Origin of the sequence: uncultured Parabacteroides sp., from assembly GCF_905196875.1 — a bacterium.
Lineage (GTDB): Bacteria > Bacteroidota > Bacteroidia > Bacteroidales > Tannerellaceae > Parabacteroides.
The window spans coordinates 52574-66439 of sequence record NZ_CAJJWO010000014.1 but is presented as its reverse complement, the minus strand read 5'-3'; the positions used below and the strand labels follow the sequence as shown (position 1 = coordinate 66439).

The following is a 13866-nucleotide window of genomic DNA, read 5'->3' as shown; positions in this document are numbered from 1 at the left end:
TTATTATTCTCTGCGAACCGAACCGTAAGCCATCCGGTAGTTGTCAAACTCTTCCTGATACTTCTTAGCAAATTCGGGATTATAATGTTTGCTGACTGCCAATACCTGCTGCATGACGGCCAGGTTATGTTCCAATTCTCTTGTCACAGAGGCCAGCTGAGACGGTTTCAGACGGAAGAACCAGTCGATATTGCGCATGGCATTCTCGGCAATTCCGGTGAATACCTCTTCGGCCTTCGCATCCTGATCGAGTGCATAATAAAGTTCGCCGGTAGAAAGTGCGGTGTAATCCAACGGCACGTTTTCCGGTGGCAATACTTCCATACACTTGTCGAGCACGTTCAATGCTTTCTCGTTCTTACCTTCTTTCAGCAGGTCTTCGGCCAGCTTATTGAACAAGGCCATACGGTAGCTCTTACACATACGCATCACGTTCTCGTCGATATAAACGCCCGGTTTGTCTACGCCACCCCATTTGAACTTGTTCATCACATTATCATACATCTTTTCCGTGTTCGTGCCTTTGTTAGCATTCTTCGGCACGATCTGATAAGCCAGACCAGTCTGTTCAAAGTAACCGTCCAGGCCAACGAACTGGTCGGGGTTTACGGTGATTGCGTAATAGATAGGACGTTCCCAATCGTTCGTCTGCAACATATCCAGGATCATCAGTTCCTGCTTGCCCAGTGCGTTCTTTCCTTTCAGGTTGATCGTCATTTCCTTCAATAAGCCGGTAGAGTCGGTTGCCAGGCCTTTGGCTACAGCGGTAGCGGAGTCGACCTTATAAACAAGCGTTTCGGCCGGAATATAGTCGAGTTCCTGGCTGATACCCGGTATCTTCTTGAATTTCGGATCACTGCTGCGAACAAAATTCAGGGCCGTAGACAGTTCGATCGGTTTGTCGGTCATCGGGAATACATAAGCTGCATCGCGTGTTCCCTGTACGTAATCCGCACGATCCCATGAGATAGGTAGCGGAGCAGATTCGTAAGCCTGTTTCTTCATCTGGTCGATGTACCAGTCGGTTTGCAGGTAGCTGGTGTTACATACACGGACATCGGTACGGATACCTTCCACCTCCTGAGCATACCACAGAGGGAATGTATCGTTATCGCCGTTGGTGAAGATCACGGCATTCGGTTCGCATGATTCCAGGTAGTTGGCACCGAAATCACGACATACGTAACGTCCCGAGCGGTCGTGGTCATCCCAGGTCTGGCTGGCCATCTGGATCGGCACGAACAGACAAAGTACAGTTGCCACAGAACCGGCCACTACCGGCGACATCTTGCCATACCGTTGTATCAGCTTAGCCAGTGCCGCGACACCGAACCCGATCCAGATACAGAACGCATAGAAAGAACCTGCGTAGGCATAGTCTCGTTCACGCGGCTGGTAAGGAGTCTGGTTCAGATAAAGCACGATGGCGATACCCGTCATGAAGAAGAGGAAGAAAGTGATCCAGAAGCTCTGGATACCACGCTGTCCGGAATAGGCCTGATACAACAACCCGAGAATACCGAGCAGAAGCGGCAGCATATAATAGACATTGTGTCCTTTATTATCGGCGATATCAGAAGGCATATTATCCTGCGGACCGACAAGCACCTCGTCGATCGCCTTGATACCGGTGATCCAGTTACCATTCAAGACCTCGCCATTCCCCTGGATATCGTTCTGACGTCCGGAGAAGTTCCACATGAAGTAGCGCCAGTACATGAAATTGAGCTGGTAAGCGAAGAAGTAACGCAGGTTCTCAGCAAACGTCGGTTTCATCACAGTTACGTTTTCACCACAACGGTTAAACTTCACCGGTTCTCCCTTGAACTGCGACCATTCTTTATAAGCTCCCACATGGGCATCGACGTTGCTGAACATACGTGGGAAAAGCATACTCAACTCGTCCACATATTCATAATCGACATCATGACGTGAGATATAGTATTTATCTTTTTCGTTCTTGTCTTTCTTGATCACGCGGCTCCATACGGCTTCACCTTCCTTGGTTACAGGAGAGCAGTTACCACCCTGGTTTTCACGTTTCACTTCCGATGCAAAGGTCTGTCCGTACAGCAACGGAGTCTTACCGTACTGTTCACGGGCCAGGTATGAACGCAGGGTGAATATATCACTCGGTGCATTCTGGTTCATAGGAGTATCGGCTGTAGCACGGATCATGGTCAATGCATAGGAAGAATAACCTACTACGATCACCATCAGGCATACCAGAACCGTATTCAGCAATTTGATATTTACCTTTTTGCTCATGAACAGGTAAGCCGTCAGTGCAGCCGTCAGGATCACAGCCAGTACATAACCGCTTCCGATGAACGGAACACCTACCAATACGATAGCAGCAATAAAGGCGATCTTCATCCTGACAGGATTTACCTCGTCGCGCATCGTTTCCCAGATAGACCAGATCAACACGCCTGCCAGTACAATCACATAGGCAAACACTCCTGAGTTGTAAGGCATTCCCAATACGTTGACAAACAATAGTTCGAAATAGCCGCATACCTCGACCAGTCCCTGAACGACACCATACATCATCAAAGCTACGATGGCAAAAGAAACCAACAGTGCATAGATGGTACCTTTCATCGTCGGGTTCGGGAATTTCTTATAGTAGTAAACCAATACGATCGCCGGGATACAAAGCAGGTTCAACAGGTGGACACCGATACTTAATCCCATAAGATATGCGATCAGTACGATCCAACGATCGGCGTGAGGACGGTCGGCAGCCTCTTCCCATTTCAGGATCAGCCAGAATACAAGGGCTGTGAACAGGGATGAATAGGCATATACTTCACCTTCTACCGCACTGAACCAGAATGTATCGCTAAAGGTATAAGCCAATGCGCCTACCAGACCGCTACCCATAATAGTAATCATCGTTCCCAGAGAAATTTCATTCTCATCGTTCACCATAATCTTGCGGGCCAGGTGGGTTATACTCCAGAACAGGAACAGAATAGTCAGTCCGCTGAACAGCGCCGACATGGAATTTACCATTTTAGCCACCGTAGCAGTGTCGGATGCAAGCTGTGTGAACAGATTGGCCGTCAACATAAAGAACGGTGCGCCGGGCGGGTGCCCTACTTCCAGTTTAAAAGCCGAAGAAATGAACTCACCACAATCCCAAAAACTGGCAGTGGGTTCGATAGTCATCAAATAAACGGTGGAGGCGATCAGGAATACGATCCATCCCAGCACGTTGTTGATTAGTTTATACTTTCTCATACGTTTGTATAAAGTGTGATAATTAATTGTCTAAAATAGCTATCCTAACACGGACAGTCGGCCGCAAAGGTAAGCATTTACGTTTAATACCAACGCCCTAACACTCTATAAATTGTATTGAAGAGATTAGAATTATATTAAAAAACCGCTGATATTTAGCTGACAAAACCTGTCCGCTTTATGACATTGTATGACACCGGATGTCATACGGATCATACGTCTTAATTATCAAACTTTATACAAGGAATGAGGCTAAAGCGCTTTTTTTAGAACTTCTGCAATATCCGCCTGCGATACGGGGGGATTACAAACAAGAAAACCGTCGCTGCCGAAGCTGATTTTCACCACATTCTCCACAATCCGGGGGATTCCCGACTCCGGGATATTCATTTCACCGAGCGATTGTGGCGTACCTATCCGTTTCAGGAAAGCTTTGAAAGCGGTTATACCTTCCAGTATGATCTCTTCCTCCTGTTTCCCATCCGGACAGACCCCCATCACATTACGGGCAAACCGGAAGTATTGCTTCTTACGGCGCGGATACATCACTTCCATCCAGGGTGGCATCAGGATGGCCAGTGAAGCTCCGTGGGGTACCCTGTATAAAGAGGTCAATACATGCCCGATCTGGTGTATCGGCGTCCATGAATCACCGGGGGAAGCCCAACCGTTGATCGCGCAGGTTGCCGCCCATTGCAGATGGGAACGGGCCGAAATATTCCGTGGATCAGCCAGTACCTTGTCAATATTGTCTATAACCGTACGCATAACCCCTTCCTGGAAATAATGCTGCAAATCGCTGTCTTCTTCGCCATTCAGGTAAATCTCCAGGACATGAGAAATAGTATCTGCAGCTGCACAAGCCGTCTGAAAAGCCGGCAGGGTGACGGTCAGTTCCGGATCGATAATGGAGGTCTTCGGATAAAGGCACTGGTTCCAGAGGTATGACTTTTCTTTCAGTTCGCGGTTGCTCACTACGGCACAGAGGTTCATTTCACTTCCTGTCGCCGGAAGTGTCGGAACCATCAGTGTCGGCAATGCCCTTTCCGGTGAAACAGCAGTATTGACGCTATGCCTGCTAAATACCATATTCCATAAATCACCTTCGTAAAAGACACCGGCAGCCACAACTTTGGCCGCATCCATCGCACTACCACCACCTACTCCGATCACCAGATCAACCTTTTCCCGGCAGCAAAGCGCCACGCCTCTTTCGATAGTCCGGATCTCTGGGTTCTCCTCCACTTCGTAAAATGTACATACACGAAGGCTCTCCTCTTCAAGCAAATGTTTCACTTTTTCCAGTAAAGGGGCCAGAAATCCGGGCTCTTTATAGGAAACCAGGCATACAATTTGTCCCAGCTTCGCTGCCTCTTTGCCTACTTTACTGACTTCTCCCGCACCAAACAGGATCCTGACCGGATTGTAATATTCAAAGTTTTTCATGGATATGATATTAATAATTAAACAATCTATTTATTTTACCCTCTCCAACCTCTTTGAGGCTTGCAAATAGAGCAAGGAAGAATGAATGGCAGCAATAACGAGAATACCGGCAAGGCAAACCGCCACCACCGGCAGCTCAAAAACAGAGAACACATCCAGGAGCGACACAAGCGAGAAAGTAATCACCAGTGCCAAAGTAGGAGGATCGATGTGAGTGTCTGCATGGGAGACGAACAAAGCCGCCGCATATTCGCCGATGTAGGCTGCCAGTAACCCGAAAATAATTCCCCAGGTAACGCTCCCTGTCGTGGCAGCAACCATAGAAGCCGATAAGGCAATATGATGTGTCACCGGTACCTTATAGCCAAACAGCATAAAAACAAGCAGGAAAGTAACAAAGCCAAAGACAAGTCCGCTGGAACCGGGCAATATTTGTGTAAAGAATGCAGCCGGGATGGCAATACCCAACCCCAACAGAAGAAGCTGTCCCGGAGAAGACTGGTAAGAGATCCAACCGGCATCGCCAGTCGCCTTCCAACGGGAATCTTCCTTCTTTACCGTACCGAATAATCCTGTCTTACCAAAGATAAAACGGACAATGACCATATTCAGAATAACTGCAAGGGCGATTGTGTTTGTCCAGGGTAATTCGCTATAATCAGGGATCAGCATAATCAACCAGTACAAAATATACCCCAGCCCTCCGAATATTCCTCCGACCAACAACACTTTAGGGTTATTCAACCCAACCAACGAGGAGGAAATATCCCTGCCGTTTTCCAACAAGCCCTTTTTAGCGGCATAAGCTGCCGCAGCCGTACCGCCGGCAAAGGAGGTGTGGGGACCCAAAAAGAATCCCCATGCCACAAACTCCATAAAACGTCCGTCTGCAATTGTAAAATTTAATGTAGCTCCAATCAACACTGCCAGTCCACAAAGAACCCAAACAGGGAAAGCACCTATAGCCGCACCAAATATTCCTCCTGCAAAAGAGATCAAAAGATCTTGTATACTAAATTCCATAAAAAAAGTTCTATTAGTTTTTATTGTTCAACCCAACCTGGATTTTGTTTCAAAGTACCTTTACTTAATGCAATCTGCCGCAAAGGAAGAGGTCGCAGATAATGCTTATCCGAAAACTTCCTCGATGCACCTGCCTCCAAAATGATAAAGCCATTTTCATCTGTCGTATATACACGGTCTTTATAGGCCGAAACTGTTGTAATACCATTTTCCCTGACATTGAAAACATCAAAGCCCCCAGAAGTACTTATCGGAGAGTTCTTCCATTGGATACCTTTAATTGCATCATTCATTTCCGTTTCTCCGGCTTTCCATCTTCTCACATCATCATACCGGAAACCTTCCGCCATCAACTCGACAGTACGCTCTCTTCTTATTTCCGTACGCATATCCAAACCATATTTCTGACAAAAAGCATTTGTCAGGGAAGGCATCCCGACCCTGCTGCGTAACTTATTGATCGACATATCCAACTCTTCGTCCGTAATAGCGTTGTTTCTTTCAAATGAGGCTTCTGCAAATATCAACATCGCTTCTTCCAAACGTATAACCGGATAATCGATACCGACAGAACCCTCTACCTCCGGAATATACTTAGCCAGCAGATAACCGGTTGCACTTGTCCAGAAACCGTCGTTCCAGGCTCCGGTGTTTGTCTCATCCGACAGTTCATAGTTCCTGTGATAAGGTGAATGATACCAAAACTGGGAGAAAGGTTCTATCAAATTGCTTGTCATACGCAAGTCCCTGTTCTGGTATTCCGTATTCACCGCTTCTTTCGTATCGGGATCAATCTTAAATCCATATCCCTGGAAATTACTTTCCGCATGATCGATAGGCAATCCCTGATTATCCAGAAACAGGTTCAGCATCTTAAGTGTTGGCGACAAATTTCCACTTGTCACAGCGATGTATCCGGTAGGCGAGTCCAATTTATTATGTTTTCGGGTTAGCAGATATGCATGATTGGCCTCTTTACCTATACCTACCGGATTTGATTTTACATCACTTTCTAATATAAACATGTAGAAATAGCTCAGGTCTCCTAACCGTTCATCCTTAAACAGATAATAGTTCGGATCATTCAATACCAGACGCGATTCGGCAATAGCCGTATCAAGCATCTCATTCTCATTGCCCAATTGATGGAACTTCCTCCATGTCCCTTCAAACAGGGCTACACGCGCTTTAAAGGCACGTACTGCAGCAACAGTAAGCCGTCCTTCCTGATCTGCGGCAGTTAAAGTTCCGACCGGTGCTTCAATGGCTTTATCGAGATTGTCCATAATGAAATTCACGATCTCCTGCCGTTCGGCTCTCGTCTTGTACAAATCTTCATCCTGTAAGGTCAGTGTTTTGTTGATTAACGGAACTCCGCCGTAATATCTCAAAAGGTCGAAATAGTTCATCGCCAAAAAGAAATGGGCTTCTCCTTTATATACCTGTATGGCCGCCTTCAATGAAGGATATTCCAATTTCGCCTCTTCTTCCAGAAGGATCAGGCAGTTTCTTATATTGGCATAACATTGGTTCCAGGTAGCATCGTTTTGAGATTCGATATAAGTACTGTTACTGATAGAATTTGGTCCTCCGGTATAAAATAGGTCGGTCCAATTGTCATTACTGGCCTGGCCAAAATCAGGTAACTGTTGATATAATCCATTTGCATATAATTGAAAATCGCTCTCCGTTTTAAAATAGACATTTGAGGTCAACGAATCCAGCGGCAACAGGCTCAGATCGGATTCACAGCTCCAGAACAGAGAAGAGGCCACTGTCATAACTAATATTTTATATATGTTTTTCATATGCTTACGTTTTTAAAATCCAACATTCAAACCGATAGAAAACGAGCGGGTATAGGGAGCAATTGCCGACGCAAAAGGCTGTTCAGGGCTGTAGCTTTTCGGCATCTTATTGACAATATATCCCAGGTCTGTCGCATTGGCATAAATCTTTATTCTATTCAGATGGAGCATCGAAACCCACTCTTTCGGCAGGGTATAGGCCAGCTGAATATTCTTAACATTTAACCAGGGGACATTCACAAATGAATATGGGGCTGTTGAAGGTGTGTAATTATGCCCGTTCACCGAATTATCGAATGTAGCATCCGTAATAAACAGACGAGGATATTCAGCACCCGGGTTTTCCGGTGTCCAACCCGGTTTACTGACCGCATGTTCCAGCACCTGAGTCCAGGGATATCCCCAACCGACCCGGTCGTTCTGTACGACATGCCATTTCCCTACTCCATTCAATATGGCACTGATCTCGAATCCTTTATAACCGGCCGAAAGGTTTATGTAATATTGATAGTGTGGTCTTGTGTCTCCCAGATAAACCATATCACCGGACGAAGCCAGAGGCTTGCCGTTTTCATCTGTCTGATATAATGTACTTTCTATAATTCCATCGCCATCCAAGTCTCTGTATCTGGCATCTCCCGGTTGTAATCGGTTAGTAATACCTCCTTTGATCTGACTGTAATAGGCATCAACCTCTTCCTGGTTCTGCATAATACCGTCATACACAAGTCCAAACTGAGCTCCCAACGGATATCCTTCTACCCAGGCATTTCCAGATAAATCAGGCACTACATTGTCCGGTAACCGGATTGCTTTGGTTTTCGAATCGTTAAGACCCACAGATACGCTGTAACTAATGCCATTTTTAAATTCATCTCTCCAGGTAACACCCAAATCCCAACCTTTTGCCCGGATCTTTGCACCGTTTATACTAGGGGCTGTCGTACCCAGCAAACTAGGAAATTCTTCCGTATAAAATGCATTATTCGTATTGGTTACATACTGATTATAAATGATGTTCAACCGATCGTCAAACAGGTTTACATCTACCCCGACATTCAGTTTACGGGATATCTGCCAGGTTCTCGTATCCGACGGAAAGCCTGACATTGTTGCTATCTGCTGCTTCAATACGGACGAAGGGGAGCCAAACAAGATATTGGACTGGCTAATAATCAAACCCTGGACGAAATCATAATTTCCTATACCCGCCTGATTACCCAGTTCGCCATAGTTTACCCTTATTTTTAAATAATTCAGGTAATCATCTATTTTCAACTTCTTGAAATAGGACTCATTGGTGATGATATAAGCTGCTCCTACTCCATAGAAATTATTCCATCGATGTCCCGGTGCAAATCGTGAACTGCCGTCTCTTCTGAAATATCCTTCCACAGTATATTTGTCTTTATACGTATACCCCACATTGGCTAAAAGACCTTTTAAAGTATTTTCCATCTGAGTATCGGAGACTAAGTTTTTGACAGGATTTCCCAGATTAAGCGTAGAAAGACCCAGATAAGCCAGGTCACGCGCCTGGGCTGTGGCGCGGTCATACTGAAATTCTTCATGTGTAAAAGCGGCAAAAGCACGGATAGCATGGTCTTTCAGGAAGGTATTTTTATAATCTGCCGAAACAGTCATATTCAGTGATTGGTCAAAATTATTTCCATAATAGGAATAGGTATCCGCATTCCTGTTCGGGAGAGAAGGATAGGCGAAACTTTCATTCCAGTAATAGGTATCAAACCATTTCATGGTTGCCCTGGCTTTTATCCCATCATAACTTTTCTGGCCGACAGCACGGATCTTTAAGTTTTTGACCGGGGTGATATCTACATAGAATTGTGCAGACATCATATATCTCTGTTGCTTATTCTCTCCTCTTTCCTGTGCAAGCCCAATGGGATTCGGAGGTCCTCCCCAGGAACAGTAACGGCCTTCCGGAGTATAGGGAATATCCCAACTCGCACGATTGGCTATTGCACCTTCCAATCCTCCAAGATCTATGGGTTCAACCAAATTATTATAACGCAGGTTGATATTCGAACCGACCGTAATCCAGTTATTGAACTTATAATCCAATTTCACGCGGGCAAACATGGTTTTATTGGAATTATCGCCATAACGTAACATAGATCCTTCATCTATGTAACCGACAGATGTGTAATAAGAGGCTTTCTCCGTAGAACCGGACGCTGTCACATCATAATTATGAGTAATGGCAGTTCCATACATCATATCAAACCAATCATAATGGGAGAAAATCAGAAACGGGGTATCAGGAAAAGGAGCCGAACCTGAAACGATATGCTTATAATCATTGTTTTTGATATCGTTAAAAGTCAGATTGTTGTCTTTGATATAATTAATGACGGTGGGATACCCTAATATATTGTCAATACCACTCATATTCCAGGCTTTATCCATCAAAAGGTAAGTATCTATGACATTCGCCTTTTTCGTGTAAATGGAAGGTGTTTTGAATGAAGCTGTATAAGAAGCTTCCACCCTATTCTGCTTTCCTGATTTTGTAGTAATAACGATCACTCCCGAGGAGGCACGCGAACCATATACCACGGCTTCACCATCTTTCAGTACACTGATGTTCTCGATATCATTCGGATTTATACTATTGATAGCATCTATCGAACCCAGTGGTTGAGGTACTCCATCGATAACAATCAACACATCGGAGCCTGACCTGGCTGAAACACCCTGTATCTCGATTCCAACACCGCCCCCCCCTACACGTCCCGGATTAGTGCGAGAGATGATCAGGCCGGGTGCAACCCCTTGTAATAAATCCGTACCTCTCGCTGCCGGACGATTCTCCAGCATTTTTGTATCGACTGTTGCAACGGAACCGGTCAGATTTTTCCTTTCTTTAGACTGATACCCAACGACGACAACCTCGTCTAGCTTATGAGTATCTTCCTGTAATGTGATAGAATAAGTAGCAGGATCGCCAACTTCCAATATTTCTTTCAAATATCCGATATAAGAGATCACCAATACAGCGCCTTTGGTAACTTGCAAAGAAAAGAATCCTTCAATATCAGTTATTGTCCCGATAGTTGTCCCCCTAACCGAGACATTTACTCCGACGAGCGGTTCACCTTCTACGTCTGTTACTTTACCTGTAATCTCTTTCTGCTGCTTTACATCCTGCATTTCAGAGGGATGTGGTTTCTTTTCTGCATGGACTATATCTGCATAACATAATAATACAGATAATGTAGAAACTCCAAACAAAACACGTAGTATAAGACCGATTCTAGGTCTTATACCCAAAGAAATCAAAAAAAATTTCATAACTTTGTTTCTCCATTATTAAAAGGTTAATTTATAACACATCCTTCCTGCACGACCAAATGAAGAGAGGATGTTATTTTTTAATGAGAAATAAAGGCAGGAATAATGCGCAAAATTATTTCTGCCTTTTATTTTTTCCTATCCCTGATATCCTAATTTCGAAGATATCAAAGCGGAAGCTTCCTGCAATTTTCGGGCTACTCCCGAAAAATCATCTTCTGTTAAACGACCTGAAGGTCCCGAAGTCCATAAAGCTGCGACAACCATTCCAAATTGGTTGAAAACGGGTGTGGAAACACAATGCACCCCTTTCATTTCTTCTTCCAGGTCGACAGCATATCCCAGAGAAAGTATTGTATCTATTTCCTTAAGCATTTCATCACGGGATGCAATTGTCCGATCGTTATAGATCTTATACTCAATAGAATCCAATAATAAACTTTGACTTTCCTTATTCTTCGTATAAGCAAGAAAAACCTTTCCGGGGGCAGATGAGTGTAAATTGAATGTATTGCCTGAGCGTAGAAAGAAAGTAAAACTATGAGATCCGATTGCTTGCTCCAGCAACATAACCCGGTTTTCGATCAAAACTCCTAACATTATGCTCTCTTTTATCTCATCACGCAGTGTTTGCATAATAGGCAAAGATATTTCTACCATATTGGCTTCGCCCAAAGCCTTTAATCCCAAGCATAATAATTTTTTGGTCAAATAATAACGGGCAGTCGCTTCATTTTTTGTGATATAGCCCATCTCCTGCAAAGAACCTAAAACCCGGTATACCGTAGTTTTAGATAACTGTAATATTTGAGTGGCATCCAATAGGGAAACTCCTTCGGGGTAAACAGTCAGTAGTTCCAACAAATCGAATCCTTTTTTCAACATCGGTATGGAATAATTGAATTCCGAGCTATTTAGAGTTTGATTTATTTTCATGGTTTCATATATGAATATCAGGTTTATATTTCACAAAATAAAATACATATAATGAATAATCAAAGCATAAATACAATTATTGGCATATTTAGCAGCATTATTAACACTGATTAATAAAAAAATGACTCCCCGGATTTATTTAAAATCCAGGAAGTCATCCTTGCTTTTTATCTATTTCTATAGAAACAGTTACTTGATCTTCTTTATTTTATTCAGTGTCTTATAAACGGAATAAGCCCAGAAATTACGAAGTCCGAACCCTCTGGCTTTCTCTGTAAATTGCTTATTAAAAACAATATCTTTAGTAACGATATCAAACACTACAACATTATAAGTTGCTTGTCCTTTTTCTTTATTAAGCAGGCCGGCAATAAAAACAGAGCCAAACCCCTGAGCATTTCCTGTATCAAAATGACGGATATGCTCTGCAATTTCTTCATTAGTCAATTCATAACCGGCATTCTGAGCCACAAAATCAGCTTTCTGTATCTGTTCGATAAGATCCTGGGCGGTTGTTAGGTCCAACGTAACTTTTGCATCGAAAGCCTTATCGAGATCATACTTTTTAGGTTCACGCTGAAACAGCGTATTTATCCCATAAAACGCGTCTTTAAACTGTCCTGTCGTTTCATCGGCACCGTACACCTTAGCCATAGAAAAGTCAACCCCGAAAAAAGTCAATTCTTCTATGTCCTTCAAATTTGCTTTATCCTGCGCATTCACAAAGCTTGCCAGAAATAAAAACATCAATACCATCAACTGTTTCATACGATTACATTTTAAATTAGTACTAAATTATCGCAAATCTATAAATTTAATTGCTTTCCTGCTCATCTGCGGCATCTGAATTTTAGCCACATAATCAGGAGAGGCAAACTGAATGGTCGGTGCCACCCGTACTTTCGACCGGAACAGATCCTTGATTTGTTTGGCGAAAGCCTCCGTTTGCAAATCGCTTCCTACCCGGATCAGAATATCGTCGGTCCCCAGATCATTTGTATAGACTTCTACTACATAATTTTTTACTCCGGGAATATTGTCGAGGATATCATATAAAGCCGGTGGATAAAGAGTGGTTCCTTTATACTTTATCATTTGCCCCTTACGCCCCAATACCGAACTAAGCCGCATCGTATTCCTCCCGCAGGAACACGGCTCCGTATAATGATAACAGATATCGCCTGTTTTAAAACGGAGCAGAGGCATTCCTCGTACACCCAGTGTAGTGATTGTCACTTCACCTGCTTCCCCTTCTGCAACAGGCTGGTTCTTGTCATCCAGAAATTCGACAATGATCAACTCTGGCTGCAAATGACCTCCCCGGCATGCCTCACATTCTGTAAAAGAAGATTGCATTTCCGTGGATGCATACGTGGATTGCAATAAAGGGGTCTGCCATTTTTCATGGATACGTTGTCCCAATGTATTCAGGGAGAAATCAGGATTACGTAAAGCCTCTCCGATACAAATAGCTTTCCTTATGGAAGAATTGTTATAATCGATCCCGTTAGCCTCTGCATATTCAATCAGTTTTATCAGAAAAGAGGGAACAACCATACAAAAAGAAGGATGTATCCGATGAATCGTGTCCCACTGTAATTCAGGTATCCCGTTACCGACGCGAACGACTCCTGCCCCCAGTTCACGGGCTCCCATATAATAGGCCAGGCCCGCCATAAAACGCCGGTCGAGCGTGGTCATCAACTGCATGACATCTTCCCGCGTGCACCCCGCCGTTGTAAACGATAGATATTCGTTATAAGACAGACGGTCCAGGTCACCTGAAGTCAGAACAAATGTAACCGGATCACCCAATGTCCCCGAAGTTGTCACATAATCGATAATCTCTGCCCTATCCACACAAATAAAGTCTTCATTATGCAGTTGCAGGTCTGTTTTGGTCGTAACAGGCAATTGCTGTAAATCTTCCAATGTGCGAATACTGGATATATCAATCCTCTCCTCGCGGAACATACGTTGATAAAAGACCGAATGTCTATTCAGGTATTCCAGTTCATCGGCAAGCCGAAGTTCCTGATACCTTTTGATCTCCGCAGGAGTTTTGAATTGTATGTCGCTAAACTTCTCCATT

Annotated in this window: 8 protein-coding genes; all 8 read right to left on the bottom strand. The window is 44.0% G+C overall.

Going from position 1 to position 13866, the window contains the following annotated elements:
• Window positions 1-3 precede the first annotated feature (3 nt).
• The gene (locus QZ076_RS07280; RefSeq protein ID WP_293711854.1) at window positions 4-3246 is read right to left on the bottom strand and encodes a DUF2723 domain-containing protein; all 3243 of its coding nucleotides are present in this window, start codon (window positions 3244-3246) and stop codon (window positions 4-6) included.
• Between the two features lie 252 nt (window positions 3247-3498).
• Window positions 3499-4692: an iron-containing alcohol dehydrogenase gene (locus QZ076_RS07275; RefSeq protein WP_293711852.1), complete on the bottom strand. Its 1194-nt coding sequence runs from the start codon at window positions 4690-4692 to the stop codon at window positions 3499-3501.
• 30 nt (window positions 4693-4722) lie between these two features.
• Entirely contained in the window at window positions 4723-5715 is a 993-nt protein-coding gene (locus QZ076_RS07270; protein ID WP_293711850.1) for a hypothetical protein, read from the bottom strand.
• A 20-nt stretch (window positions 5716-5735) separates the two neighbouring features.
• Complete coding sequence (locus QZ076_RS07265; protein ID WP_293711848.1) at window positions 5736-7523, bottom strand: RagB/SusD family nutrient uptake outer membrane protein; 1788 nt, start codon at window positions 7521-7523, stop codon at window positions 5736-5738.
• A 12-nt stretch (window positions 7524-7535) separates the two neighbouring features.
• Window positions 7536-10838, bottom strand: a complete 3303-nt coding sequence (locus tag QZ076_RS07260) for a SusC/RagA family TonB-linked outer membrane protein (RefSeq protein ID WP_293711846.1) — start codon at window positions 10836-10838, stop codon at window positions 7536-7538.
• Between the two features lie 138 nt (window positions 10839-10976).
• Window positions 10977-11774, bottom strand: a complete 798-nt coding sequence (locus QZ076_RS07255) for an IclR family transcriptional regulator (protein ID WP_293711844.1) — start codon at window positions 11772-11774, stop codon at window positions 10977-10979.
• Between the two features lie 189 nt (window positions 11775-11963).
• On the bottom strand, window positions 11964-12542 hold the full coding sequence (locus tag QZ076_RS07250) for a hypothetical protein (protein ID WP_293711842.1): 579 nt from the start codon (window positions 12540-12542) through the stop codon (window positions 11964-11966).
• 27 nt (window positions 12543-12569) lie between these two features.
• Window positions 12570-13865 (bottom strand): AMP-binding protein, encoded by a 1296-nt coding sequence (locus tag QZ076_RS07245; protein WP_293711839.1) that lies wholly within the window; start codon window positions 13863-13865, stop codon window positions 12570-12572.
• Window position 13866 lies beyond the last annotated feature (1 nt).

Excerpts from the sequence above, each read along its gene's own strand:
- QZ076_RS07245 (WP_293711839.1), bottom strand. The coding sequence starts at position 13,865 with ATGGAGAAGTTTAGCGACATACAATTCAAAACTCCTGCGGAGATCAAA.
- QZ076_RS07270 (WP_293711850.1), bottom strand. The coding sequence starts at position 5,715 with ATGGAATTTAGTATACAAGATCTTTTGATCTCTTTTGCAGGAGGAATA.
- QZ076_RS07275 (WP_293711852.1), bottom strand. The coding sequence starts at position 4,692 with ATGAAAAACTTTGAATATTACAATCCGGTCAGGATCCTGTTTGGTGCG.
- QZ076_RS07250 (WP_293711842.1), bottom strand. The coding sequence starts at position 12,542 with ATGAAACAGTTGATGGTATTGATGTTTTTATTTCTGGCAAGCTTTGTG.
- QZ076_RS07255 (WP_293711844.1), bottom strand. The coding sequence starts at position 11,774 with ATGAAAATAAATCAAACTCTAAATAGCTCGGAATTCAATTATTCCATA.
- QZ076_RS07280 (WP_293711854.1), bottom strand. The coding sequence starts at position 3,246 with ATGAGAAAGTATAAACTAATCAACAACGTGCTGGGATGGATCGTATTC.
- QZ076_RS07265 (WP_293711848.1), bottom strand. The coding sequence starts at position 7,523 with ATGAAAAACATATATAAAATATTAGTTATGACAGTGGCCTCTTCTCTG.
- QZ076_RS07260 (WP_293711846.1), bottom strand. The coding sequence starts at position 10,838 with ATGAAATTTTTTTTGATTTCTTTGGGTATAAGACCTAGAATCGGTCTT.